Genomic DNA, 22743 nt, shown 5'->3' with positions numbered 1-22743 from the left:
GGTCGCGCACCGTGACCGAGACGCGACGGCCCCGTAGCGCTAAAGGACTCCGCGTGGGCACTTCCCCTGGCCCCGTCGACGGGCCGCCGCCGGCGACGCTGCGCCGTTCGCAGCGCGGTGCCCGGCGCGTACCGCGTCGTGCCGCGCCCGGACGCCGCTCGTTCGGCTCCACCATGCGCGCCCTGGAGGAGCTGGCCGCATCCGGCGCGCAGGTCGCCGTGCACGTCGCCGACCTCGACACCGGGCAGCCCGTGCTCACCGGCGACGACCACGTCCCCCTCCCTGTCGCGGGCCTGTGCCTCGTGCCGGTGCTCGTCGAGGTGGCGGCGGCGCTCGAGGCGGGCGAGCTCGACCCGCTGCGTCTCGTGAATCGTCCGGATGCCGGGCTGGTGACGGGCTCCGGGCTGTGGCGCCACCTGCGCGCACCGGCGCTCCCGATCGTCGACCTCGCCGTGCTCGCGGCCGCCGCCGGAGACCCGAACGCCGCGAACGCACTGCTCGACCTGGTCGGGAACGAGCGCGTCCGGGCGCGCATGGTCGCGCTCGGGATGCCGCGCAGCGCCGTACTCGACCGCTTCCGCGACCACCGCGGGCCGGACGACGCCCCGCACGTCGCCGTCGGGACCACCCGTGAGTTCGCGGCACTGTTCTCGTCGCTGGTGAACGGGAAGGCCGTCGACGCGACGGTCAGCGCCCAGGTGGCGGAGTGGCTCAGTCTGAACCAGGACCTCAGCCTCGTCGGGGCATCCGCCGGTCTCGACCCGTTCGCGCACGACCACGACGCGCACGGGCTGCTCTTCATCGACAAGACCGGGCGCGACCGCGGCGTGCGGGCCGAGGCCGGCGTGCTCGCCGGGCCCCGCGCCGGCGTGTCCTACGCACTCACGGTCTGCTTCGACGACCTCTCGATCAGCCACCGGCTGCGCGCGCACGACGCGTTCCGCGTGCTCGGCGTCGACCTCATGGAGTACGCGTTCTGAACCCGCGCCGGGGCGCCCGATGACCCACCTGCGGCGCCGCGTTTCCGCACACGGCCCTGGACGGGCAGACTGGGTACGTGCGAACCATCCGCGATCTCGACACCGTTGAACTGATCCTGGACGCCCAGGCCCTGCTGGATTCCATCCGCGGGCCCGAGCGCGTCATCGACGCGGGCACCCTGCGGGCGCTGCAGCAGTCGGGCAACTATGTCGTCGGCCTGTTCGACGACGAGGACGGCACGGAGAAGATGGTCGGCGCCTCCATCGCGTTCTTCGGCGAGCCCGCCCGGCGCGCGATGCACTCGCACATCACGGCGCTGCTGCCGGAGTACCGCGGCCGCGGCTGGGGGCGCGAGCTCAAGGAGCACCAGCGTCAGTGGGCGTTCTCCCGCGACGTCGGCCGCATCACCTGGACCTTCGACCCGCTCGTCGCACGCAACGCGCACTTCTTCCTGACCGTGCTGCGCGCGCACGTCACCGGTTACTCGGTCAACCGGTACGGCATCTTCGGCGGCGGGGACGCCGGCGACGAGAGCGACCGCCTGGACGTCGAATGGGCTCTCGCGGAGCTCGCCAAGCCGCCGGCGGACGACGCCGTGGTGGAGACCCTGCAGATCCCGTCGGACATCGAAGCCATGCGCGTCTCCGATCCGGATGCCGCGCACGAGTGGCGTCTGCGCCTGCGCGGCGAGATGGAGGAGCTGCTCGGCCGCGGCCTGCGCATCGCCGGCTTCGACGTGAACCGCGGGTACCTGTTCACCGAGTGACGCTCAGCCCGCCGGGGGGAGCACGAACGCCCCCGTCTCGCCCGGGTTGACCGCGATCTCCCAGCGGAAGCCGTCGGGATCGGCGAAGTAGCCGGAGTATCCGCCCCACTGGCGCCGCTCGGCCGGCCAGACGCGGGCGCCGAGCGCCTCGGCCTCGGCGAGCACCGCGTCCACCTCGGCGTCGGTGGCGAGGTTGTGCGCGAGGGTGACCGGGGCGAGGCCGGATGCCGGTGCTTCGCCGATCTCGGCCGCGAACCCGTCGACGCTCCACAGTGACAGGATCATGCGGTCCGCGACCGGCAGCATCAGCACGTCGTCTGCCTCGAAGATCGGCTGCCAGCCGAGGCCGTCGACGTAGAACGCCCGGCTGCGGGCGACATCGGCCACCGCCAGGGTGATGAAGCTCACACGCTGTTCCATGCCCCCAGCCTGCCACCGGCGACCGGCTCCGGGCGCGGATAGGATGGGGATGTCCGTCATCACGGGCGTCTCCCCGCAGCATCCGACCATTGGAGCCACCGTGGCCGAACAGTCCCGTCTTGACAAGGTCATCAGCCTCGCCCGCCACCGCGGGTTCGTGTTCCAAGCGGGTGAGATCTACGGCGGTTCCCGCTCGGCCTGGGACTACGGCCCCCTCGGCACCGAGCTGAAGGAGAACATCCGCCGGCAGTGGTGGCAGACGTTCGTCCGCGGGCGCGGCGACATGGTGGGTCTCGACTCGAGCATCATCCTGCCCAAGCGCGTGTGGGAGGCATCCGGCCACGTCGCCACCTTCACCGACCCGCTGGTGGAGTGCCTCAGCTGCCACAAGCGCTTCCGCGCCGACAACCTGCTCGACGACTTCGAGTCCCGCAAGAACCGCAAGGCGGAGAACGGGCTGGCCGACGTGCCGTGCCCGAACTGCGGCACCAAGGGACAGTGGACCGAGCCGAAGGCGTTCTCGGGTCTGGTCAAGACCTACCTCGGCGTCGTCGACGACGAGTCCGGTCTGCACTACATGCGGCCCGAGACCGCGCAGGGCATCTTCGTGAACTTCACGAACGTGCTCACCGCCAGCCGCAAGAAGCCGCCGTTCGGCATCGGCCAGGTCGGCAAGGCGTTCCGCAACGAGATCACCCCCGGCAACTTCATCTTCCGCACCCGCGAGTTCGAGCAGATGGAGATCGAGTACTTCACCCCGCCGGCGGAGGCGCCGCAGTGGTTCGAGCACTGGGTCGAGGAGTGCTGGAACTGGTTCGTCGACCTCGGCATCGACCCCGACAACATGCGCCGCTTCGACGTCCCCGAGGACGAGCGCGCCCACTACTCGGCGGGCACCATCGACGTCGAGTACCGCTTCGGCTTCCCCGGCAAGGAGTGGGGCGAGCTGATGGGCATCGCGAACCGCACCGACTTCGACCTGTCCAGCCACAGCGAGGCGTCCGGCCAGAGCCTGACCTACTTCGACCAGGCATCCGGCGAGCGGTACACCCCGTACGTGATCGAGCCGTCCTTCGGTCTCACCCGCTCGATGATGGCGTTCCTCGTGGACGCATACCGCGAGGAGGAGGTGCCGAACGCCAAGGGCGGCACCGACACCCGCACGGTGCTCAAGCTCGACCCGCGTCTGGCCCCGGTGAAGGTCGCGGTGCTGCCGCTGTCGCGCAACGAGAAGCTCTCGCCGCTCGCCCGGTCGGTCGCCGACCGGCTCCGCGGGCAGTGGACCGTCGACTTCGACGACGCCGGCGCGATCGGCCGCCGCTACCGCCGCCAGGACGAGATCGGCACGCCGTTCTGCGTCACGGTCGACTTCGACTCCCTCGAGGACGACGCCGTCACCGTGCGCGATCGCGACAGCATGGCGCAGGAGCGCATCCCGCTGGAGGGGCTGCAGGCCTACCTCGGCGAGCGTCTGCGCGGCGCCTGACCGGAGGCCGGTCCACCGTGGAGACGACGACCTTCGCCGCGACCGCCGGGTTCCCGCATCCGGCCCTGGTCGGGGTCACCGGCGCCGAGGAGACGCTCGCGGTGCAGGGCGACCCGCACGCCGTGCTTCCCCTCGCGTCCGTGACCAAGCCGCTCACCGCGTGGGGGGTGCTCGTCGCGGTCGAGCACGGGCTGCTGGACTTCGAGGACCCCGCCGGCCCGGAGGGCTCGACGGTGCTGCACCTGCTCGACCACACCAGCGGCCTGCCGTTCGAGGGCGACCGGCCGGAGCGCCCGCCGGGCGAGCGCCGCATCTACTCCAACGCCGGGTTCGACCTGCTCGCCGCGCACGTCGCCGAGGCCGTCGGCATGCCCTTCGCCGAGTGGATGGCCCGCGAGGTGACCGGGCCGCTCGGGATGACGGAGACGGATGTCACGGGCCGGCCGTCCGCGGGCGCGCGCTCCTCGATCGGCGACCTGCTCATCTTCGGTCGCGAGGTGCTCCGCCCCCGGCTGATCCCCGCGGCGCTGCGCGACCTGGCGCTGACCGTCTCGCGGGAGGGGCTGCGCGGGCTCGTCCCCGGCTACGGCACGTACGCCGACAACCAGTGGGGTCTCGGCTTCGAGCTGAAGGGCGCCAAGACGCCGCACTGGCTGAGCGACACGCTGCCGCCGCAGACCGCCGGTCACTTCGGCGCCCAGGGCAGCTTCCTCTTCATCGACCGGTCCCGCGACCTCGCCGCCGCCTTCCTGTCGGGCGTCCCCTTCGGCGAGGCGCACAAGCGGATCTGGCCGGCGCTCACCGAGGAGATCGTGACGCGCTACGGGTGAGCCCGCCGCGCCGGCGCGGTCGGAGACGCGGTCAGCGTGTGATGCGGAGCGTGCGGACCTCGAAGGGGCGCAGGGACAGCTCGCCGCCCTGGCGCGGGTTCTCCAGCTCGTCCTCGATCAGCGACACCTCGCGGATGCCGGAGTGCGCGAAGTCGGCGATGAGCGTGCCTGTGGCCCGGCGGCCGAGCGCCTCGTACACCCGCACGATCACGTCGCCGGAGCGGTCGTCGGCCAGCTTCACCGCCGAGACGACGACGCCCTCGCCCTCGACGCGCACGAGCGGGGCGACCTCCGCCGCGCCGCGGACGACGGTCGCCGGGGCGTTGAGCTTCTGCCCCTCGGCGGTCGCGATCGCGGCATCCGCCCCCACCACGAGCCCCACGGTGATCTCGTGCCGTCCGTGATCGGTCTCCGGATCGGGGAAGCGCGGCGCGCGCAGCAGCGACAGGCGCACGGTCGTGGTGACCTCGTCCCCGTCGGCGTCGCGGCTCGTGTCGTAGCCGTAGATCGAGTCGTTCACGAGGGCGACGCCGAAGCCGTCCTCCTCGACGAGCACGAAGCGGTGCATCGAGGTCTCGAACTTCGCCGCCTCCCAGCTCGTGTTCACGTGCGTGACGCGGCGCTGGTAGCCGAACTGCGTCTCCGCGAGGGTCTCGCGGGCGAAGATGTCGAGCGGGAAGGCGAGCTTGAGCAGCTTCTCGGCCTCGTTCCAGTCGATCTCGGTGCGCAGCAGCACGGTGCGCGCACCCGGCTCGAGCGTGATCGTCTGCACCAGCGAGGACGCAGAGAAGGCCCGGCGGACGACGACGGTCGCGACGCCGTCCTCCACGGATGCCGTGACGGATTCCGCCTCACGGAGGTCCTCGACGCGGTTGCGGTAGTACCGGTCGATGTCCCACGCGTCCCACATGTTCGGGAAGTCCTGGTGCAGCTGGAACAGGTTCGCCGGGTTCCCGGCGGGGATGGCCTCGCGGCCGGTCGTGCGGTCGACCGCCGAGACGATGAGCCCGGAGCCGTCGACGAGGATGCTGACCAGCTCGTTCTCCAGGCGGAAGCCGCCGGACTCCTCTGTGAGGGTCACGGCGTTGTCGGCCGAGTCGTCTCGGCGCTCCGCGCCTCGCTCGATGACCGGGGAGGCGACGACCGGGGTGCGGGCAGACGCACCGCCGTCGGTGGGGGAGAAGACGAGCTCGAGGTCGCCGTCGCCGGCCAGGACATGCCGGGCGTCGGATGCCAGCTGCCGGGCATCCGCCACGACCTTGCCGAGCACCTCGACGGCCTCACGATGCACCCACGCGATCGACGTGCCGGGGAGGATGTCGTGGAACTCGTGCAGCAGCACGAGCTGCCACAGCCGGTCGAGCTCCTCGTACGGGTACCCGGTGCCGAGTCGCACGCATGCGGTCGTCGCCCACAGCTCGGCCTCGATGAGCGCGTGCTCGGCGCGGCGGTGCAGCGCCTTGGTGCCGTGCTGGCTGGTGAGGGTGCCGCGGTGCAGCTCGAGGTACAGCTCGCCCACCCACACGGCGGGATCGGTCAGCTCGGCGCGGGCGTCGGCGAAGAAGGCGTCCGGATGCTTCCACTCCACCTTCGCCGACCCCTCGAGGTCCGCCAGACGGGCGGCGCGGCCGGTCATCTCGCGCGTCGTCCCGCCGCCGCCGTCGCCCCAGCCGACCGGCGCCAGCGACATGGTCGCGACGCGGTTCTCCTTGAACTGTCGCGACGCCTTCGCCACCTCCGAGCCGGCGAGCTGGGAGTTGTAGGTGTCCATCGGCGGGAAGTGCGTGAACATGCGCGAGCCGTCGATGCCCTCCCACAGGAAGGTGTGATGCGGGAACACGTTGCGCTGGTTCCAGGAGATCTTCTGCGTGAAGAACCACTCGAAGCCGGCCCGGCGCATCAGCTGCGGTAGCGCCGGCGAGTACCCGAAGCTGTCGGGCAGCCAGACGCCCTTGCAGCGCACGCCGAACTCGCGCTCGAAGAAGCGCTGCCCGTAGGAGAACTGACGCACCAGCGACTCGCCGGTCGGCATGACGGTGTCGGACTCGACCCACATGCCACCCAGCGGCAGGAAGCGGCCGGCGGCCACGGCGTCCTTGATGCGCTCGTAGACCTCGGGGCGGTGCTCCTTGATCCACGCGTACTGCTGGGCGCTGGACATGCCGTAGAGGAACTCCGGCTGCTCCTCGATCAGCGTCGTCATCGAGGACGTCGTGCGTGCGACCTTGCGGATGGTCTCGCGCACCGGCCACAGCCAGGCCGAGTCGATGTGGGCGTGACCGATCGCGGCGATGCGGTGCGCGCTCGCCTCCGCCGGGGAGGACAGCACGTCCGCGAGCCTCGCGCGGGCAGCGGATGCCGTCTCGGGGATCCGCTGGAGATCGAGCACGTCGAGCGCGTCATCCAGGGCCTGCAGGATCCGCATCCGCCGCGGCGAGGTCTCCGGCAGCTCGGCCTGCAGTTCGAGGAGCACGTCGAGGTCGAGGGAGAGCTCGAACACCTCCGGCTCGAACACCGCGAGGTCCATGTGGCGGACCCGGTACAGCGGCTCGGGGGAGGAGGTGAGGATGTCGCCCTCCTGCGTCGGCAGGAAGGGGTGGTAGTCGAGCAGCACCGGGTTGGACGCGCCCTCCAGGTAGTACTCGACGGCCTCTCCGCCGGCGGCCTGCTCCGTGACGGTCAGCCACTGGTTGCGCGGGTTGATGCTCTTCACCGGGGTGCCGTCGGGGCGGTAGACGAGGCCCTCGCACTGGAATCCGGTCATGTTCACGTCGAAGCCCAGGTCGATCAGCGCCTCGACGCGACGGCCCGCCCATGCGGCGGGGATCTCGCCGCGCAGACGGAACCACGTCGTGCCCCAGGCCGGACCCCACAGGCTTCCGGCGGTGAACGGCTCGAAGTCCAGGGCGAGACCCTCGGCCGGTGCGATCGGCTCGCCGGGCAGGGCGCGCGCCGCGATCTCGAAGGGGATCCGCGCCGAGTGGATGGCGGGGCGGACGCGCTCGACGAGCACGCGGTTCACGCGGCCGACGGTGAGCGAGGTCTCTTCGTGCACAGTGTGCTCCTCTGGCGGTGTGAGAATGGGGGATACCCGCGCGGGCGATCCCCATCGCGGCGACTAAAACGGTCTAGTACGGTGAGTCTATGTCACGGACGAAGCGCGTCACCATCGCCGACATCGCGCGCCTCGCCGGGGTCTCCCCCGGGGCGGTGTCGTTCGCGCTCAACGGCCGCCCCGGCGTGAGCGAGCAGACCCGCCGGCGCATCCTGGAGATCGCCGAGGAGCACCAGTGGCAGCCGAGCTCGGCGGCCCGAGCGCTCGTCGGCTCGCGTGCCGGGGTCGTCGGCTTCGCCGTGAACCGGCCGGCGCGCACGCTCGGCACCGAGGCGTTCTTCACCGACCTGATCGCCGGCGTCCAGTCGGCGCTCGCCGCCCAGCGGATCGCCATGCAGCTCGTCCTCGTCTCGTCCATCGACGAGGAGATGGCCACCTATCGCCGCTGGCGCAACGCCCATCAGGTCGACGGCGTGATCGTGATCGACCCGCGCGATGACGACCCCCGCTTCGCCCTGCTCGACGAGCTCGGTCTGCCGGCCGTGGTCATCGGCAGCCATGCGTCGGATGCCGGGGAGCCGGCGGCGATATGGCTCGACGACGGCCAGGCCGCGCACGCCCTGTTCGATTACCTGGCCGCGCTCGGTCACCGCAGCGTGGCGTACGTCTCCGGCCCCGAGGAGTTCCAGCACACCCGCATCCGCGCCGGCGTCCTCGGCGATCTGGCCGCGCGCGGCGTGGCGGGCGAGACGTTCGTCACGGACTACTCGCCGAGCGCCGCGACCGCCACCACGCGGATGCTGCTCAGTCGCCGCGAACGGCCGACCGCGATCGTCTACGACAACGACGTGATGGCGATCGCCGGCCTCCGGGTGGCGCAGGAGATGAACGTCGCGGTGCCGACCGGACTGTCCCTGGCGTCCTTCGTCGACTCGGTGGTGACCGGGCTCGTGCACCCGTCGATCACCTGCCTCACGCGCGACACCTTCGCACTCGGCGAGCAGGCCGCGCAGTTCCTGCTCGCGCAGATCGAGTCGGGCGAGAAGCTGCCCGACCGGCTCGGTCCGCTGCCGACGCTCACGACCAGGGAGAGCACGAGCCCGCCGGGTCGGTGACCCGTCGACGGGCTCGGGGGCTCAGGGGGGACCAGGCCGGGCTCAGTGCCCGACGACGGTGTTCTGCGAGGCGTACTCCGGTGCCTCTCCGATGCCGGGGCGCACGAGCTCGGTGATCCCGCGGGCGGCGAGCGCCGCGGCATCCGCTGCCGTGGTCGACGTCACGAACGCCGGGTCCGCGCCGTCGGCGCACGCGTCGACCCAGGCCTGGAAGACCGAGCCGCCCGGGCTCAGCGCGCCGCGGCTGACCGGCACGTCATGCTCGTCGACCTCGATCACGATGCCGAGGGTGCGGGGCGGTGCAGGCCGGCGCTCGCGCAGCGCGGGGATGAGCTCGGCGAAGCGGCGGCCGATCGGCTTGGCGGCGCCGTCCTGGCCGATCAGCCCGAGTGTGTACTCGAGCTCGGGGAAGTCCGCCAGCTCGCGGCTGACGTCGTGCGAGCACCACCAGGTCACGCCCCACAGGTTCTCTGTGCGCGCCGCCGAGCGCACCGTCGCCTCCAGGAAACCGGGGGTCTCCTCGGGGGTGAGGCAGTTCGACGGGGCGCCCACCTCCTGCAGCCAGACCGGCCGGGCGGGGTCGGTCGCGAAGGCGCGGGAGAGCTCGATCATGTACTCGGCGTGACGATCTGATGCCACCGAGCGCCCGCCGTAGCGCTGCGCCGTGCCGTTGAAGATCCATGAGTGCACGGTCGTCATCGCGCCGAGGCGCGACGCGAGCGCCGGCGTGAAGCCGTGCCCGTCCATGTACCAGACCGCGTCGTACTCGCTGTGCACGTGGGGCAGGCCCGGGGCGGTGCGGTCGGCGGCTTCGAGCAGGGCGGTGATCCAGGCGGACGCCTCGGCCTCGGTCACCGGCCACGGCGACGGATGCGTCTTCGCCGAGAACTGGTTGGTCTCGTTGCCGGTCGTGAACCCGAGGAAGTTGCCGGCGTCCGCGAGCGCGGCGCCCAAGCGCTCGACGAGTGCCACCTGGCCGCTCACCGCGTCCGGATGCGTGAACATGTTCCGGTCGTGCCACGTGTACAGCCACGCCGGCACGAAGTCGAAGCTCGACAGGTGGCCCTGGATCACATCGACGCTCGCGTCCAGCCCGAACTCCGCTGCGACATCGACGACCGCGCGGACGTCGGCCACGGCCTTCTCGCGGATCAGCGTGCGGTTCGGCTGCAGCACGGTCCACAGCGGGAAGACGCGCACGTGATCGAGACCCAGCTCGGCGAGGGCGAAGAAGTCCCGGCGCACGGAGTCGAGGTCGAGGTGCAGCCAGGAGTGCATCCAGTGCGTAGCCGGCGTGTAGTTCGCGCCGAAGCGCAGCAGCGCGCCGGCCGAGCGCGGCGCGTCGGCCGAGAGTGGCGCGTCGGCCGAGAGTGGCGCGGACATGGCGGTCCTTTCCTGAATCGGATGCTCCGTCCCCGGCAGATCGGGGTTGGACGATGCGTCGTCGCTATGGCATGCTTACGCCACTATAGCGTTTTAGGAACCGGTCGCCACGCCCGAAGGCGAAACGACCCTGGGCCCTTCGAAGGAGAAGTCCATGAAGATCCGAAAGATCCTTGCTGTCGGCGTCGCCGGCGCGACGGCGCTCGCCCTGAGCGCGTGCACCGGCGGAGGCGGGGCCGGTGCGGCCGGCGGGGGAGGCCCGATCGACACCTCTGGCGAGCTCACTGGAACGATCAAGTTCCAGACCTGGTCGCTGAAGAACGAGAAGTTCACCCCGTACTTCGAGGCCCTCATCGACGAGTTCGAGAAGGAGCACCCGGAGGTCACCGTCGAGTGGCTCGACCAGCCCGGTGAAGGCTACCAGGACAAGATCCTCAGCCAGGCCAACTCCAACACCCTGCCCGACGTGCTGAACCGGCCGCCGGACATCGCCTTCCCGCTCGTGAAGGCCGGGAAGCTGCTCGACCTGGCCGAGGCCGACCCCGGGCTCGAGTCGCAGTACAACGAGGGCGGCTGGACCGCCTACAGCAGCTACAGCGGCACCGAGGGCACCTACGGTCTGCCCTGGTACCTCGGCAGCGACGCCTCGTGGTGGAACCTCGCGGCGCTCGAGCCCTACGGCATCACGAAGGACAACCTCCCGGCCACGACCGACGAGTGGCTCGACACCGCCAAGGAGGTCGCCACCGCCTCGAACGGCAAGGTGCAGCTGGTCTCCTCGATGCCCGGTGTCGACACGTTCATCTCGGCGGGCATCCCGGTGATGGACGAGGACGGGACCTTCACCTTCAACACCCCCGAGGCCGAGGCGATCATGCAGAAGTACGCCGACGCGTACGCCGCCGGGGCCATGCCGGCCGAGGCGCTGTCGGCGGTCGAAGGCGACCTCGAGCCGGCGCAGGCGGAGGCCATGGATGTGATGTTCGACTCGCTGTCGAAGGCGAAGGCCGCTCCGTTCCAGTGGACCGGCGACATGTCGACCTACTTCAACCAGCAGATCGCCCTCGCGATCAGCGGTGAGATGTCTGCGAAGGAGGCGCTCGACAAGATCGTCGACTACGCGAACGAGAACCGCATCGACAAGTGATCCCCGGACACCAGCACCCACAAGGAGCCTGATCATGCGATCGCATCGTTGGTACACGCCCTGGCTTCTCGTCGGGCCCGCCGTCCTGTGGGTGCTAGGAGCAGCTCGGCGCTGCGGCGGCCGATCTCACCGCCACCTCGCAGAAGCTCGCCGGCCAGCTCGCGGTGCACACGAAGCACCAGGGGTACGGCGTGTACGTGACGTACAACCTCACCTCGGCCGATCACTCGGCGTACCTGTCGGCGATCACCGAGCCGCTCACCGGTCTCGCGACCGTCCACGACGGCTGAACGGGTTCGAGCGGGTCGGTCTCAGGCGGTCACCGAGACCGACCCGCTCTCGAAGGCGCAGGCGTCCGGCCAGGCATCCGACACCGCCGGGCTCGACGTCACTTCGCCGTCTTGGCGGCGGCCTTCATCGCCTTCTTGTGCTCGCGCACCTTGGCGAGCGACTCCGGGGAGACGATGTCGGCGACGCTGCGGAACGAGCCCTCCTCGCCGTAGGGAGCGGATGCTTCGCGCCAGCCTTCACCCGTGTAGCCGTACTGCTTGCCCAGCAGCGCCAGGAAGATCTTCGCCTTCTGCTCGCCGAACCCGGGGAGGGCCTTCAGGCGGCGGAGCACCTCGGGGCCGTCCGGGTCGCCCTCGGTCCAGATCGCGGCCGCGTTCCCGCCCCATTCGTCGACGATGGTCTGGCACAGGGTCTGCACGCGGGCGGCCATCGAACCGGGGAAGCGGTGCACCGACGGGGTCTGCCTGAACGCCTCGAGGAAGGCATCCGGGTCCATGCCGGCGATCGCAGCGGCATCCGCAGCGCCCGTGCGCTGCTGGATCTTGAGCGGTCCGGCGAACGCGGTCTCCATGGGCACCTGCTGGTCGAGCAGCATCCCCACCAGCAGCGCCAGCGGGTTGGTGGTCAGCAGGTCGTCGGCGGCGGTGTCTCCGGTGATGTGAAGGGCCATGCCTCCAGTCTGACATCGCGCATGGTCGACCGCCGAAAGTGCTGTATTTGATAACTCACACCCTCAGATGCGCTCGACGCTGCTCACTGCCGAGGGCATCGTCGCAACCGGAGACATCCAGATGGACAGAGACGGCCGCTATTAAGTAGCGCAACGGCTAAGTTGAAGCACTCCCGTTCGACCGGGTCACGGCGATGTTCTTTAGTCCTGGCGGGGCCCAGCGAAGGTAGTATGCAAAGAACGGGTCGGCGAGGTGAAGCGTCGAGTACTCGGCATCGTACTCAAGAACGGGCTCTCCTTCGATCTTGTCCTTCGCGATCGAGGTCATCTGCTCGAGAACATTCGTAATCTCGTGCCGCTGGGGCAGTTCCGAATTAAGGATTTCGCGCAACGAGGCACGGATGTCGTCATAGCCGAGCGTCGTCCGGGGTCCTGTGTTCTCAATCGCCGCCAGCACAGCGCCATAAATATCCGTCTGGATGCCAGACTTCAGACTTCTGACCATGCGGTCAGTGCGTGTACGAGGGCCCGTCTTCAGCAGATCGAACGCCGACTTCGAAGTCGCGGACGCCTGCTTCTCGAAGAACTCCCGCCAGTCGGGCTCCACGAACACCTCGCTAAGTATGCGACCCTGTCGATTTGCGATGCTCAGATTCAGGCAATGCGTCTGCATCAGGTGGGGGCTTCCAAAGCTCTCGGCCACGAGGCGGGAGACAATATCGGGTGACACAGTGACCCCAAGTGCCTGGAAACCCTGGGTAGCGATCAACGCCAGGTCCTGCTCCTCCCACTGCGCAACAGGGAGTGGCTCTACTCGGCCGGTCATTTCCTTCTCGACGCGCACCACGTCGTACGCGCGATGCGGAACTGCGGCTACCACGACCGCAAGTCCATCGAAGATCAGATCCTTGAGTCCACGGACGATCAGGAGTTGCTGCTCGGCATCGATGTAGTGGAAGTCGTCAATGATGACGACGGGCCGTCTTTCACCAAGCGCCTTCCTTGCAACGGAACGGGAGTTAGCCTTGCGGCCACGGGAGATGCCCTTGTCGAGAGTGTTCTCGACGCGACCCGTACCTGACAGCGAGACCACTGCAGCATTGGCTCCACCCGCAACCTCCGCTCCGGTGCTGTGAGCAGTAGTGACGTTGAGGTGGTGCTCAGTGAACACTTCAAGCTCGTCACAGACACTTGCCCAGAAGTCATCTGCAGTGTCGATCGCTCCGCCCGACAGCCACATCGCATCGGGAATGGTCCTTTTGAGAAGCACTGTCTTGCCGGACTTGGTCGGGCCTGACACAGATAGGAGCGGCTTCTGACGGCGCTCGAGCCAACGGCCTAGGTCCTCCTCAAGCCGGAGGTGATCACGAGACACATAAGTTTCGTGCGGAAGTCCACCGGGAATGAATACGTCGTCGGGGCTAAGCGGCATGATCCAGATGATAGCTGTGGTCTACGACACCGACGCGCTGCCTGGCCGAATAGAGCTCGCTTTGAAACCGGAGGCAGTTCTGCTGCGTCGAGGGAACGCGTATGTCAATAGCAGCTAGCAATGGCCAGCGCACCTGCTGGACGAGCAGCATCCCCACCAGCAGCGCCAGCGGGTTGCTGGTCAGCAAGTCGTCGGCGCGGTGCCTCCGGTGATGTGAAGGGCCATGCCTCCGGTCTGGCGCCGGCTGTCGTGATCCGCGGAGCGCGGCTTCGTCGCGGCCGGGCCGCGGGGAGCTTTCCGCATCCCGTGAGGGTGCGGAGGGTGCGGTTTTCTCCCGGCGGCGGACGGATGCTGCGGCGCGGGGAGCTTTACGCATCGCGGACGGGCCGGGGAGGTGCGTTCTTCTCCCGCCGGCGCCGACACCCCGCGCGTCTGCGACGCCGGGGACCTACGCCGTCGCGGAGGTCTCGCCCGCGGCATCCGCCTCGGGCGTCAGGCCGTACAGCGTCTCGAGGGCGGCGACGAACTCGTCCGCGCGGCCCTCGGCGGCGAGCTCGTGCGCGCGGGAGGTCGGAGTGTGCAGCAGGACGCCGGCGAGGTGGCGCATGGCCTGCTCGACCCGGCCGTCCTCGTCGCCGCGGCGGCGGGCGCGCTCGATCTCCGCCTCGAGCAGACCGAAGATGTGCGTGCGCAGCGCGACCACGGCCGGGGTCACGCTCTGTCGGGATCCGACGATGTGGAACTTCTCGGCCGCCTCGCGGACGACGGTGCGCGCGGCATCCGTCGCCTGCAGCTCCTCGAGCGGCGCGTGCAGGCGGATCGTCTCCAGGTCGAGCAGCGCGACGCCCTCGAGCTGCGCGACCGCGGGGTCGACGTTGCGGGGCATGCCCAGGTCGATCACCAGCTGCGCGCCGGAACCGGAACCGGTCGCGGCGTGCACCGGGCATCCGCCGCCGACGGCGGCCGGGCGCCGCAGCTGCTCCGGCCCGAGCACCGGCTCGGTGGCGCCGGTGCAGGTGATGAGCAGCGTGGAGTGACGGGCGACGGCGGGGTACTCCTCCGCGGTGATCGCGCGGATGCCGTGCTTCTTCGCGAACACGGCGGCCCGACCGGACGGGGAGTGCACCGAGATGTCCACGGCTCCGCGCTCGCGGAGCGTGGCGAGGGTGACCGCCGCGTACGCCCCCGTGCCCACGAGCAGCACGCGCTCGGCGGACCAGTCGGCGATGCGGCTGTCGGCCAGCTCCAGCGCGAGACGCACCAGGGAGCGTCCGGCGCGGTGCAGCGCGGTGACGTTCTTCACCTTCCGCTGCGCCTCGCTGGCGCGCTGGAACAGGCGCTCGAGCTCGGGGGAGGTGGTGCCCTTCTTGCGGGCCGAGGTGAGCGCACGGCGCACCTGCCCGGCGATCTCGCCCTCACCGGACACGACGGACTCGAGACCGGATGCCACGGCGAACAGGTGTTCCGGGACGCGGCGGTCGCGGATGATGCGGTACGCGCCGTCGAGGTCGTCCGCGGGCACGCCGGTGGCCTGCGCGACGGCCTCCAGCAGCGCCTCCGATCCGATCGCCTCGGCGTCGTCGGTCTCGACGTAGGCTTCGAAGCGGTTGCAGGTGGCGAGGACGACAGCCCCCTGCGCACCGGCCTCGATCAGGGTCGGGGCGACGGTCTCGGGGTGGCGGCTGAGGCGTTCGAGCAGGTCGAAAGACGCGGTCTTGTGACTCGCCGTGACGCAGAGCAGCACGCGTCGATTCTACGCGCTGCCGCTGATCACGGCCTCTAAGGGAGGCCTAACCAGGCTGGCCCGCGGCTGGGCGGATGCATAGCAAGCCGGTGAAAGGATGGTGCGCATGACTGACCTGCTGCGCGCGCTCGCCGGCGAGACCCCGGAGCGCACTCCCGTCTGGTTCATGCGACAGGCGGGACGCTCCCTTCCCGAGTACCGCGAGCTGCGCGTCGGCACCCGGATGCTGGACGCGTGCCTGACCCCCGACCTGGCGGCCGAGATCACCCTGCAGCCGGTGCGCCGCCACGGGGTCGACGCGGCCGTGTTCTTCAGCGACATCGTCATCCCGCTGCGGCTGGCCGGCGTGGAGGTCGAGATCGAGCCCGGGCGCGGGCCGGTGTTCGCGAGTCCCGTGCGCACCGCCGAGGACGTCGACCGCATCACCGCGATCGACCCGGCTGATCTCGACGGCACCGCCATCGCGGAGGCGGTGCGGATCACCTGCGCGGAGCTGGGCGACACCCCGCTGATCGGCTTCGCCGGCGCCCCGTTCACCCTCGCCGCCTACCTCGTCGAGGGCGGGCCGTCGAAGGAGCACCTCCGCGCCCGCGCCATGATGCGCGCCGACCCCGCGTCGTGGAACCGCCTGGCCGGCTGGCTCTCGCGCATCTCGCGCCGCTTCCTGGAGATCCAGCGCGACGCGGGGGCATCCGTCGTGCAGCTCTTCGACTCCTGGGCCGGCTCGCTCAGCCCGGCGGACTACCGCGCCTTCGTCGCCCCGCACTCGCGCGCGGCGCTCGACGGCATCGGTCTGCCGACCATCCACTTCGGCGTCGGCACGGGACCGTTCCTCGCCGACATGCGGCTGGAGGGCGTCGCCTCCGCCGTGGGCGTGGACTGGCGGATGCCGCTGGACGAGGCGATCCGCATCCTCGGCCCCGACACCGCCGTGCAGGGCAACATCGACCCCGCCCTGCTGCAGGCGCCGTGGCCGGTGCTCGAGGCGCACGTCCGCGACGTCATCGCACGCGGCCGCTCCGCGAAGGGGCACATCCTCAACCTCGGTCACGGCGTGCCCCCGGAGACCGACCCCGATCAGCTGACGCGGATCGTGGAGCTCGCCCACGCCTGACCGCGCCGACCTGGAGTCACCATGACCGCTGAGCATCCCGCCGAACTCGCCGCCCGCGCCGCACAGCAGCACGTCGTCGTGATCGGCGGCGGCATCGGCGGACTCGTCGCCGCCCGCGAGTGCGCCAAGGTCGGGATGCCGGTGACCGTGCTCGAGGCGGAGGAGCGGCTGGGCGGAGCCGTGCGCAGCGCGACGCTGGACGGGCTGGTCGTGGACGCCGGGGCCGAGAGCTTCGCCACCCGGGGCGGCCACGTGCGCCGGCTCGTCGAGGAGCTCGGACTCGGCGAGGCGATCGTGTCGCCCGAGGGCGGCGGCGCGTGGCTGACCGGCATCCCGGATGCCGCGGATGCTCCGCTGCCGGTCGGCGGGATGCTGGGCATCCCGGCGAATCCGTTCGCCGACGACGTCCGCCGCATCATCGGCTGGCGCGGCGCGTGGCGCGCGTACCTCGACCGGCTGCGGCCGCCGCTGACCATCGGCCACGAGCACAGCCTGGGCAGGTTGGTCCGCTCCCGGATGGGCGCACGCGTCCTGGACCGGCTCGTCGCCCCGGTGACGGCGGGCGTCTACTCCGCGCACCCGGACGACGTCGATGTGGACGTCGCGATCCCCGGCCTGAACGCCGCGCTCACCCGCGTCGGCTCCCTCTCCGGTGCGGTCGCCGTCCTCCGCGAGGAGCAGAAGGCGCGCACGGCGCCCGGCTCCGCGGTGCAGGGGCTCCACGGCGGCATGGGTCGGCTCGTGGACGCCCTCCGCGCAGACCTCGAGACCTACGGCGCCGGCATCCGCACCGGCGTGCGCGCGACCGCGCTGCGGCGCGAGGGCGGCGTATGGATCGTCGACGTCGACGAGGCGTCGACGGATGCGGATGCGGACGCCTGCGAGCCGCTGGGGGCCGCCGCCGAGGCGCTGCGCGCCACCGGCGTGATCCTCGCCGTGCCGGAACCGGCGGCGCGAGCCCTCCTGGACGGGATCGCGACCCTCGGCGCCCCCGGCGCGGCGCCGGAGATCGAGATCGTCACGCTCCTGCTCGACGCCGCCACCCTCGACGCCGCGCCCCGCGGCAGCGGCGTGCTCACCGTGCCCGGCAGCCGCGCCGCCAAGGCGCTCACGCACTCGACGGCGAAGTGGGGCTGGCTGCGGGAGGCCGCGGCCGGGCGGCACGTGGTCCGGGTCTCCTTCGGCAGCCAGGGAGAGCCGGCGGCGACCGCCGCACTCGACGACGCGGAGGCCGCTCGGCTCGCCCTCGCCGAGGCATCCGCCATGCTCGGCGTCCCGCTCGAGCCTTCGCAGCTGCGCGCCGGCCACCGCGCCCGGTTCGTGCAGGCGCAGCCGTCCTCGCTGATCGGCGCCGCGGAACGGCGGGACGCCGCGCGCGACGCGATCCGGCGCACGCCCGGCCTCGCCGCGGTCGGGGCCTGGCTCGCCGGCACCGGGCTGGCGCAGGTGGTGCCGGACGCGGTCGCCGAGGCCGACCGCCTGCGGCACGCCCTGCTCTGGGACTGACCGGGCATTCTCCCCCTCCGGGCCGCGTCGCGCAAGACTAGATGCTGAATCGGGAATATGCGACTACCCTGGGAAGCCGGTCGCGCCCCATCGCGGGCTCGCGACCACGCCGCACACAACGTGAGGAGGCCCCCAATGAAGGGCAAGATCGGACTCGTCATCGGACTCGGAGCCGGATACGTCCTCGGGTCACGGGCAGGGCGCGAGCGCTACGAGCAGATCAAGAAGCAGTGGCTGAAGGTGTGGAATCGCGACGCGGTGCAGGAGCAGGTCGCGAAGGTGCAGGACTTCGCGAAGTCGCAGGCCGCGGCCGTGCCCGGCGCCCTGTGGGACGGCGCGGTGAAGGTCGTGCGTTCGATGTCCGGATCGGGCACGCCGGGGCAGAAGCTCGACTCCGCGATCGACGCGAGCAAGGACGCCGCCGAGGACGTGGCGGAGGCCGCCGAGGACACCCGCGAGGCCGCGAAGAAGACCGTCGCCGCGGCGAAGAAGAAGTCCGACGCCAAGGGCGCGGGCGCGTCCACCGGCTCGGCGTCCGGAGAGGACGAGTCGGCGTCCGGTCCCAGCGGGATCGCCTGAGATGCGCGGATACCGCGACCGCGCCGACGACAGCCTGCTCACGCTGATCGGCGACCTCCCGGAGCTGGTCGGGAACCTCGTCAAGGCCGAGATCGACGCGGCCAAGGTGTGGGTGTCGCGCACCGCGAAGGACGCCGGGATCGGGAGCGTCTGGTTCCTGATCGCGCTGTTCTTCCTGTTCTGGGCGGTGCCGGTCATCCTGGTGTTCGCCATCGCCGGCCTCTCCTCGTGGTGGCCGGTCTGGCTGTCCGCGCTGGCGGTGTTCGGCATCCTGCTGATCGTGGCGCTGCTGTTCGCGCTGCTCGGCATCCTGAAGTTCCGCAAGGTGCTTCGGCGCGAGAACCCCGCCCAGGCGGTCGCCGAAGACGTCCGCATCGTGAGGAGCGCCGGTCATGACCACCCCTGAATCGCTTTCCGTCTCGCATCCGCTTCCCCGCACGGCCGTGCCCGCCGGCATCACCGACCCGGTGGCGTCCGCCCGCGCCGAGCTGAAAGCGGCGCTGGCGGCCATCGAGGTGAAGGGGAACTTCCCGCGGCGGATCGAGCAGGCGTCCCGGCGCGGCATCGCCAGGGCGAAGATCTTCGCGCAGCGCAATCCGGTCGGCGCCGGTGCCGCGGCCGTCGGCGCGGCGGTGGCCGTCGGCGGGCTGGTCTGGGTGATCGCCCGCGCACTGTCCCGCTGATCCGGCGCGCTCGACGCGCTCAGCCCGCTGCCGCGGCCCGGTTCGTCGTCCTCCGGTTCGCCGTCCTCGCGCGGAAGGGGCAGACTGGAAGCATGTCCGAGCAGCGCGATGAGAACCCGTCCGGATTCACCCTGTGGGCCGTGTGGCGGCGCAACCCCGACCTCGCCGTCACCGAGAGCGACGCCACCGAGCTGGAGACCATCGTCGGTCACATCGAGGACTCCGGCGTCGCCGTCCGCGGCTTCTACGACGTCAGCGGGCTGAAGGCCGACGCCGACCTGATGGTGTGGCTGCACGGCGACACCGCCGAGGAGCTGCAGCGGGCCCTGCGCCGGCTGCGCCGCACCGAGCTGTTGCGCACCCTGCTGCCGGTCTGGAACGTGATGGGCGTGCACCGCGACGCCGAGTTCAACCGCGCCCACGTGCCCGGGTTCCTGCGCGGTGTCGAGCCGAAGCAGTGGCTCTGCCTGTATCCGTTCGTGCGCACGCCCGAGTGGTACCTCGCCCCCGAGGAGGACCGCCGGCGGATGCTGGCCGAGCACGGCCGCAAGGGCGCAGCGTTCACCGGCGTCATCGCCAACACCGTCGCCGCCTTCGCCCTCGGCGACTACGAGTGGCTGCTGCCGCTGGAGGCCGACGACCCCGTCGAGCTCGTCGACCTGATGCGCGACCTGCGCTACACCGACGCGCGCCGCTTCGTGAAGGAGGAGGTGCCGTTCTACACCGGCCGCCGCCTCCGCTTCGACGAGATCGCCGACGTCCTGCAGTGATGTCCGCCCCGATCCGCCTCGGCACCCGCCGCAGCGCCCTCGCGCAGGCGCAGTCCGGCCAGGTCGCCGCCGCCCTCGAGAAGGCCGCCGGGCGCCCCGTCGAACTCGTGCCGATCACGTCCGAGGGCGACACCAACCGGGCATCCCTGTCCGAGATCGGCGGCCGCGGCGTCTTCGCGACCCGCCTCCGGGAGGCGCTCCTCGCCGGTGACTGCGACATCCTGGTGCACTCCCTGAAGGACCTCCCCACCGCCGTGCCGGAAGGCCTCGTCATCGCCGCCACCCCGCCGCGGGAGGATGCCAGGGACGTCGTGATCACCCGCGGCGGCACGCCGCTGCACGAGCTGCGCTCCGGCAGCACGGTCGGCACCGGCGCTCCCCGGCGCATCGCGCAGGTGCGCCGTCGTGCCCCGCACGCGCAGCCGGTCGACATCCGCGGCAACGTCGACTCGCGGCTGGAGCGGGTCGCCTCCGGCGAGCTCGACGCCGTCATCCTCGCCGCCGCCGGGCTGTCCCGCCTCGGCGCCGAGCTGAAGCTGCATCGCGAGGACCTCGGGCTCGCCGAGTGGCCCACCGCGCCGGGGCAGGGGGCCCTGGCCGTGGAGACGACGGCGGACGCGCCGGCAGAGCTGCGCCAGGCGCTCGCGCGCCTCGACGACGAGGACACCCGCATCGCGGTGACGGTCGAGCGGGCGATCCTCGCCGGGCTCGAATCCGGATGCCAGGCGCCGATGGCCGCGCACGCGGCCGTCACGGGCGACACCATCCGCATCCGCACCGTCGTGTACGAGCCCGGCGGCGCCCGCAGGATCGGCCTCGACGTCACGGAGCGCCTGAACCGGGGGTATATTCGACGGAACGGCAGCGGCAACGGCGCGGATGCTGCCGATGATGCAGACCCGATGCGCGCGATCCGTGACATCGGCATGTCTGTGGCTCATCGGCTGCTCGAACAGGGGGCGGCCGACCTCCTTCCGCGAGAGTGATGCTGATGACTGCTTCCGAAACGAAACCGGCGAAGCCGCTGCACGGCTGGCGCGTCCTCGTGCCGCGCGGCGGCCCGTGGGGCGACGGGGTCGCGGCCAGCCTGCGCGCGCAGGGCGCCGTGCCCGTCGTGGCGCCCCTGATCAATTTCGCCCCCGCCGCCGACCAGGGCGTGCTCGAGGCGGCGCTGGAGCGCCTGCAGTCCGGCCACTACGACTGGCTCACCATCACCAGCGCGACCACGGTGGACGTGCTGTTCGCGCATCGGGTGAAGATCCCGTCCCGCACCAAGGTCGCCGCCGTCGGCGAGACCACCGCGGCGGCGCTGCAGGCGGTCGGCTACGAGGTCTCGCTGGTGCCCGACCAGGACAACTCGGCGGAGGGCATGGCCGAGCAGCTGATCGCGCTGGAGCCCGAGCCCCGGCGCATCCTGTCGCTGCGCAGCGAGATCGCCAAGCCCGTGCTGTCGGTGATGCTGAACCTCGCCGGACACGACGTCGACAGCGTCGTCGCCTACCGCACGGTCGGGGTCCCGGTCACCGAGCGGATCCGCCGCGACGTGGAGAGCGGACGCATCAACGCGATCCTGATCACCAGCGGGTCGGTCGCGCAGCAGGTGCGCGAGCAGTTCCCCGACATCCCGGACACCACCCTTCTCGCGGCCATCGGCCCGCGCACCGCGAAAGACGCCCGCCGCGCCGGGCTGCCGATCTCGGTGGTCGCCGACAAGCAGACCGTGGACGCGCTGATCGACGCGGTCTCGCACTTCACCCTTCCGCACGCCGCCGACGAGTTCGCCCGGTGAGCCGCTTCCCCGACACCCGCCTGCGCCGGCTGCGCCAGTCGCGCGCCGTCCGCGACCTCGTCCGCGAGACCTCGCTCGAGCCGCGCCAGCTCGTGCTCCCGCTGTTCGTGCGCGAGGGCGTGACCGAGCCCCAGCCGATCGGCTCCATGCCGGGCGTGGTGCAGCACTCCCTCGACTCCCTGCGTCGCGCGGTGACGGATGCCGCGGATGCCGGCGTCGGCGGCGTCATGCTGTTCGGCGTCCCCGCGGTGCGGGATGCGATCGGCAGCGCGGCCGACGACCCGGACGGCATCCTGAACGTCGCGACGGCCGCCGTGGCATCCGAGGTCGGCGACGCGCTGGTGGTGCAGACCGACCTGTGCCTGGACGAGTTCACCGACCACGGGCACTGCGGGGTGCTGGACGGCGACGGGGCGGTCGACAACGACGCCACGCTGGAGCGGTACGCGTCGATGGCGCTCGCGCAGGCGCAGGCAGGATCGCAGCTGCTCGGACTGTCCGGCATGATGGACGGCCAGGTCGCGGTGGTGCGGCAGGCCCTGGACGACGAGGGCTTCACCGACACGCTGCTGCTCGCGTACGCGGCGAAGTACGCCAGCGCGTTCTACGGCCCGTTCCGCGAGGCCGTCGACTCGCAGCTGTCCGGCGACCGCCGCACCTACCAGCTCGACCCCGGCAACCGGCGCGAGGGCGTCCGCGAGGCGCTGTTCGATCAGGACGAGGGCGCCGACATCGTGATGGTCAAGCCGGCGATGGCGTTCCTGGATGTGCTGCGCGAGGTGCGCGACAGCGTGGAGGTCCCGGTGTGGGCGTACCAGGTGTCGGGGGAGTACGCGATGATCGAGGCGGCTGCGGCCAACGGCTGGATCGACCGCCGTGCCGCCGTGCTCGAGTCGCTGCTGTCGATCCGCCGCGCCGGCGCCGACGCCGTGCTCACGTACTGGGCCGCCGAGGCCGCCCGCTGGCTCCGCTGACGAAGGAC

22 protein-coding genes are annotated in these 22743 nt (G+C 71.2%); 16 read left to right on the top strand and 6 right to left on the bottom strand.

Translation table 11 applies throughout. From position 1 onward, the window contains the following. The first annotated feature begins 53 nt into the window (after nucleotides 1-53). Both JRG78_RS11695 and JRG78_RS11690 read left to right on the top strand, forming a co-directional pair. The gene (locus tag JRG78_RS11695; protein WP_259606825.1) at nucleotides 54-980 is read left to right on the top strand and encodes a class A beta-lactamase-related serine hydrolase; all 927 of its coding nucleotides are present in this window, start codon (nucleotides 54-56) and stop codon (nucleotides 978-980) included. A 77-nt stretch (nucleotides 981-1057) separates the two neighbouring features. Then, a complete protein-coding gene (locus JRG78_RS11690; protein WP_272653416.1) occupies nucleotides 1058-1747 on the top strand; it encodes a GNAT family N-acetyltransferase in 690 nt (229 codons plus the stop codon). Between the two features lie 3 nt (nucleotides 1748-1750). On the opposite strand, the gene JRG78_RS11685 is transcribed toward JRG78_RS11690, so the two are convergent. Next, nucleotides 1751-2167: a VOC family protein gene (locus tag JRG78_RS11685; protein WP_259606823.1), complete on the bottom strand. Its 417-nt coding sequence runs from the start codon at nucleotides 2165-2167 to the stop codon at nucleotides 1751-1753. A 100-nt stretch (nucleotides 2168-2267) separates the two neighbouring features. Here JRG78_RS11685 and JRG78_RS11680 point away from each other — a divergent pair, with 100 nt between their 5' ends. Beyond that, a complete protein-coding gene (locus JRG78_RS11680; RefSeq protein WP_259608208.1) occupies nucleotides 2268-3653 on the top strand; it encodes a glycine--tRNA ligase in 1386 nt (461 codons plus the stop codon). Nucleotides 3654-3670: 17 nt separating this feature from the next. Further along, entirely contained in the window at nucleotides 3671-4483 is an 813-nt protein-coding gene (locus tag JRG78_RS11675; RefSeq protein WP_272653415.1) for a serine hydrolase domain-containing protein, read from the top strand. A 31-nt stretch (nucleotides 4484-4514) separates the two neighbouring features. On the opposite strand, the gene JRG78_RS11670 is transcribed toward JRG78_RS11675, so the two are convergent. Continuing rightward, a complete protein-coding gene (locus JRG78_RS11670; protein WP_272653414.1) occupies nucleotides 4515-7538 on the bottom strand; it encodes an alpha-mannosidase in 3024 nt (1007 codons plus the stop codon). An 89-nt stretch (nucleotides 7539-7627) separates the two neighbouring features. Here JRG78_RS11670 and JRG78_RS11665 point away from each other — a divergent pair, with 89 nt between their 5' ends. Then, nucleotides 7628-8653 carry a LacI family DNA-binding transcriptional regulator gene (locus tag JRG78_RS11665; RefSeq protein ID WP_259606820.1) on the top strand — a complete coding sequence of 342 codons (1026 nt, stop codon included), beginning with the start codon at nucleotides 7628-7630 and terminating at the stop codon, nucleotides 8651-8653. 42 nt (nucleotides 8654-8695) lie between these two features. Here JRG78_RS11665 and JRG78_RS11660 read toward each other — a convergent pair whose 3' ends face one another. Further along, entirely contained in the window at nucleotides 8696-10036 is a 1341-nt protein-coding gene (locus JRG78_RS11660; protein WP_259606819.1) for a glycoside hydrolase 5 family protein, read from the bottom strand. Between the two features lie 154 nt (nucleotides 10037-10190). Between JRG78_RS11660 and JRG78_RS11655 the strand changes: the two genes are divergently transcribed. Both JRG78_RS11655 and JRG78_RS11650 read left to right on the top strand, forming a co-directional pair. Continuing rightward, complete coding sequence (locus JRG78_RS11655) at nucleotides 10191-11183, top strand: ABC transporter substrate-binding protein (RefSeq protein WP_259606818.1); 993 nt, start codon at nucleotides 10191-10193, stop codon at nucleotides 11181-11183. A 164-nt stretch (nucleotides 11184-11347) separates the two neighbouring features. Continuing rightward, a complete protein-coding gene (locus tag JRG78_RS11650; protein ID WP_259606817.1) occupies nucleotides 11348-11473 on the top strand; it encodes a hypothetical protein in 126 nt (41 codons plus the stop codon). Between the two features lie 98 nt (nucleotides 11474-11571). Here the strand turns inward: JRG78_RS11650 and JRG78_RS11645 are convergent, their stop codons facing one another. From JRG78_RS11645 to JRG78_RS11635, 3 genes are all read right to left on the bottom strand, one after another. Then, the gene (locus JRG78_RS11645) at nucleotides 11572-12144 is read right to left on the bottom strand and encodes an HhH-GPD-type base excision DNA repair protein (protein WP_259606816.1); all 573 of its coding nucleotides are present in this window, start codon (nucleotides 12142-12144) and stop codon (nucleotides 11572-11574) included. Nucleotides 12145-12301: 157 nt separating this feature from the next. Continuing rightward, a complete protein-coding gene (locus JRG78_RS11640) occupies nucleotides 12302-13576 on the bottom strand; it encodes an ATP-binding protein (RefSeq protein ID WP_259606815.1) in 1275 nt (424 codons plus the stop codon). Between the two features lie 448 nt (nucleotides 13577-14024). Then, the gene (locus JRG78_RS11635) at nucleotides 14025-15320 is read right to left on the bottom strand and encodes a glutamyl-tRNA reductase (protein ID WP_259606814.1); all 1296 of its coding nucleotides are present in this window, start codon (nucleotides 15318-15320) and stop codon (nucleotides 14025-14027) included. Between the two features lie 106 nt (nucleotides 15321-15426). Here JRG78_RS11635 and hemE point away from each other — a divergent pair, with 106 nt between their 5' ends. The 9 genes from hemE (at nucleotide 15427) to hemB (ending at nucleotide 22735) form a co-directional block, all read left to right on the top strand. Continuing rightward, nucleotides 15427-16434, top strand: a complete 1008-nt coding sequence (gene hemE, locus JRG78_RS11630) for a uroporphyrinogen decarboxylase (protein ID WP_432806413.1) — start codon at nucleotides 15427-15429, stop codon at nucleotides 16432-16434. Nucleotides 16435-16455: 21 nt separating this feature from the next. After that, nucleotides 16456-17940, top strand: coding sequence for a protoporphyrinogen oxidase (hemG, locus tag JRG78_RS11625; protein WP_272653413.1), 1485 nt, complete (start codon nucleotides 16456-16458; stop codon nucleotides 17938-17940). 135 nt (nucleotides 17941-18075) lie between these two features. Beyond that, nucleotides 18076-18519 carry a hypothetical protein gene (locus JRG78_RS11620; protein ID WP_259606811.1) on the top strand — a complete coding sequence of 148 codons (444 nt, stop codon included), beginning with the start codon at nucleotides 18076-18078 and terminating at the stop codon, nucleotides 18517-18519. 1 nt (nucleotide 18520) lies between these two features. Beyond that, a complete protein-coding gene (locus JRG78_RS11615; protein ID WP_259606810.1) occupies nucleotides 18521-18925 on the top strand; it encodes a phage holin family protein in 405 nt (134 codons plus the stop codon). Next, nucleotides 18912-19202 carry a hypothetical protein gene (locus tag JRG78_RS11610; protein WP_259606809.1) on the top strand — a complete coding sequence of 97 codons (291 nt, stop codon included), beginning with the start codon at nucleotides 18912-18914 and terminating at the stop codon, nucleotides 19200-19202. The genes JRG78_RS11615 and JRG78_RS11610 overlap by 14 nt, the downstream gene beginning before the upstream one ends. A gap of 92 nt (nucleotides 19203-19294) precedes the next feature. Further along, nucleotides 19295-19972 carry a hydrogen peroxide-dependent heme synthase gene (gene hemQ / locus JRG78_RS11605; protein WP_259606808.1) on the top strand — a complete coding sequence of 226 codons (678 nt, stop codon included), beginning with the start codon at nucleotides 19295-19297 and terminating at the stop codon, nucleotides 19970-19972. Beyond that, on the top strand, nucleotides 19972-20958 hold the full coding sequence (gene hemC / locus JRG78_RS11600) for a hydroxymethylbilane synthase (protein WP_259606807.1): 987 nt from the start codon (nucleotides 19972-19974) through the stop codon (nucleotides 20956-20958). The genes hemQ and hemC overlap by 1 nt, the downstream gene beginning before the upstream one ends. A 5-nt stretch (nucleotides 20959-20963) precedes the next feature. Further along, nucleotides 20964-21761: a uroporphyrinogen-III synthase gene (locus JRG78_RS11595; protein WP_259606806.1), complete on the top strand. Its 798-nt coding sequence runs from the start codon at nucleotides 20964-20966 to the stop codon at nucleotides 21759-21761. Further along, on the top strand, nucleotides 21758-22735 hold the full coding sequence (hemB, locus tag JRG78_RS11590) for a porphobilinogen synthase (protein ID WP_272653412.1): 978 nt from the start codon (nucleotides 21758-21760) through the stop codon (nucleotides 22733-22735). Before JRG78_RS11595 ends, hemB begins: the two co-directional genes overlap by 4 nt. The last annotated feature ends 8 nt before the right edge of the window (nucleotides 22736-22743 follow it).

Origin of the sequence: Microbacterium sp. EF45047, from assembly GCF_028472845.1 — a bacterium.
In the GTDB taxonomy this organism is placed as follows: domain Bacteria; phylum Actinomycetota; class Actinomycetes; order Actinomycetales; family Microbacteriaceae; genus Microbacterium; species Microbacterium neungamense.
The sequence above is the reverse complement of the archived record's forward strand: the minus strand, read 5'-3'. Positions and strand labels throughout refer to the sequence as shown.

What these genes read in the sequence shown, in the direction of transcription:
- hemE (WP_432806413.1), top strand. Translation starts at nt 15,427, where the DNA reads ATGACTGACCTGCTGCGCGCGCTCGCCGGCGAGACCCCGGAGCGCACT.
- JRG78_RS11645 (WP_259606816.1), bottom strand. Translation starts at nt 12,144, where the DNA reads ATGGCCCTTCACATCACCGGAGACACCGCCGCCGACGACCTGCTGACC.
- hemQ (WP_259606808.1), top strand. Translation starts at nt 19,295, where the DNA reads ATGTCCGAGCAGCGCGATGAGAACCCGTCCGGATTCACCCTGTGGGCC.
- JRG78_RS11615 (WP_259606810.1), top strand. Translation starts at nt 18,521, where the DNA reads ATGCGCGGATACCGCGACCGCGCCGACGACAGCCTGCTCACGCTGATC.
- JRG78_RS11610 (WP_259606809.1), top strand. Translation starts at nt 18,912, where the DNA reads ATGACCACCCCTGAATCGCTTTCCGTCTCGCATCCGCTTCCCCGCACG.
- JRG78_RS11685 (WP_259606823.1), bottom strand. Translation starts at nt 2,167, where the DNA reads ATGGAACAGCGTGTGAGCTTCATCACCCTGGCGGTGGCCGATGTCGCC.
- JRG78_RS11595 (WP_259606806.1), top strand. Translation starts at nt 20,964, where the DNA reads ATGACTGCTTCCGAAACGAAACCGGCGAAGCCGCTGCACGGCTGGCGC.
- hemG (WP_272653413.1), top strand. Translation starts at nt 16,456, where the DNA reads ATGACCGCTGAGCATCCCGCCGAACTCGCCGCCCGCGCCGCACAGCAG.
- JRG78_RS11620 (WP_259606811.1), top strand. Translation starts at nt 18,076, where the DNA reads ATGAAGGGCAAGATCGGACTCGTCATCGGACTCGGAGCCGGATACGTC.
- JRG78_RS11660 (WP_259606819.1), bottom strand. Translation starts at nt 10,036, where the DNA reads ATGTCCGCGCCACTCTCGGCCGACGCGCCACTCTCGGCCGACGCGCCG.
- JRG78_RS11655 (WP_259606818.1), top strand. Translation starts at nt 10,191, where the DNA reads ATGAAGATCCGAAAGATCCTTGCTGTCGGCGTCGCCGGCGCGACGGCG.
- hemC (WP_259606807.1), top strand. Translation starts at nt 19,972, where the DNA reads ATGTCCGCCCCGATCCGCCTCGGCACCCGCCGCAGCGCCCTCGCGCAG.
- JRG78_RS11665 (WP_259606820.1), top strand. Translation starts at nt 7,628, where the DNA reads ATGTCACGGACGAAGCGCGTCACCATCGCCGACATCGCGCGCCTCGCC.
- JRG78_RS11640 (WP_259606815.1), bottom strand. Translation starts at nt 13,576, where the DNA reads ATGCCGCTTAGCCCCGACGACGTATTCATTCCCGGTGGACTTCCGCAC.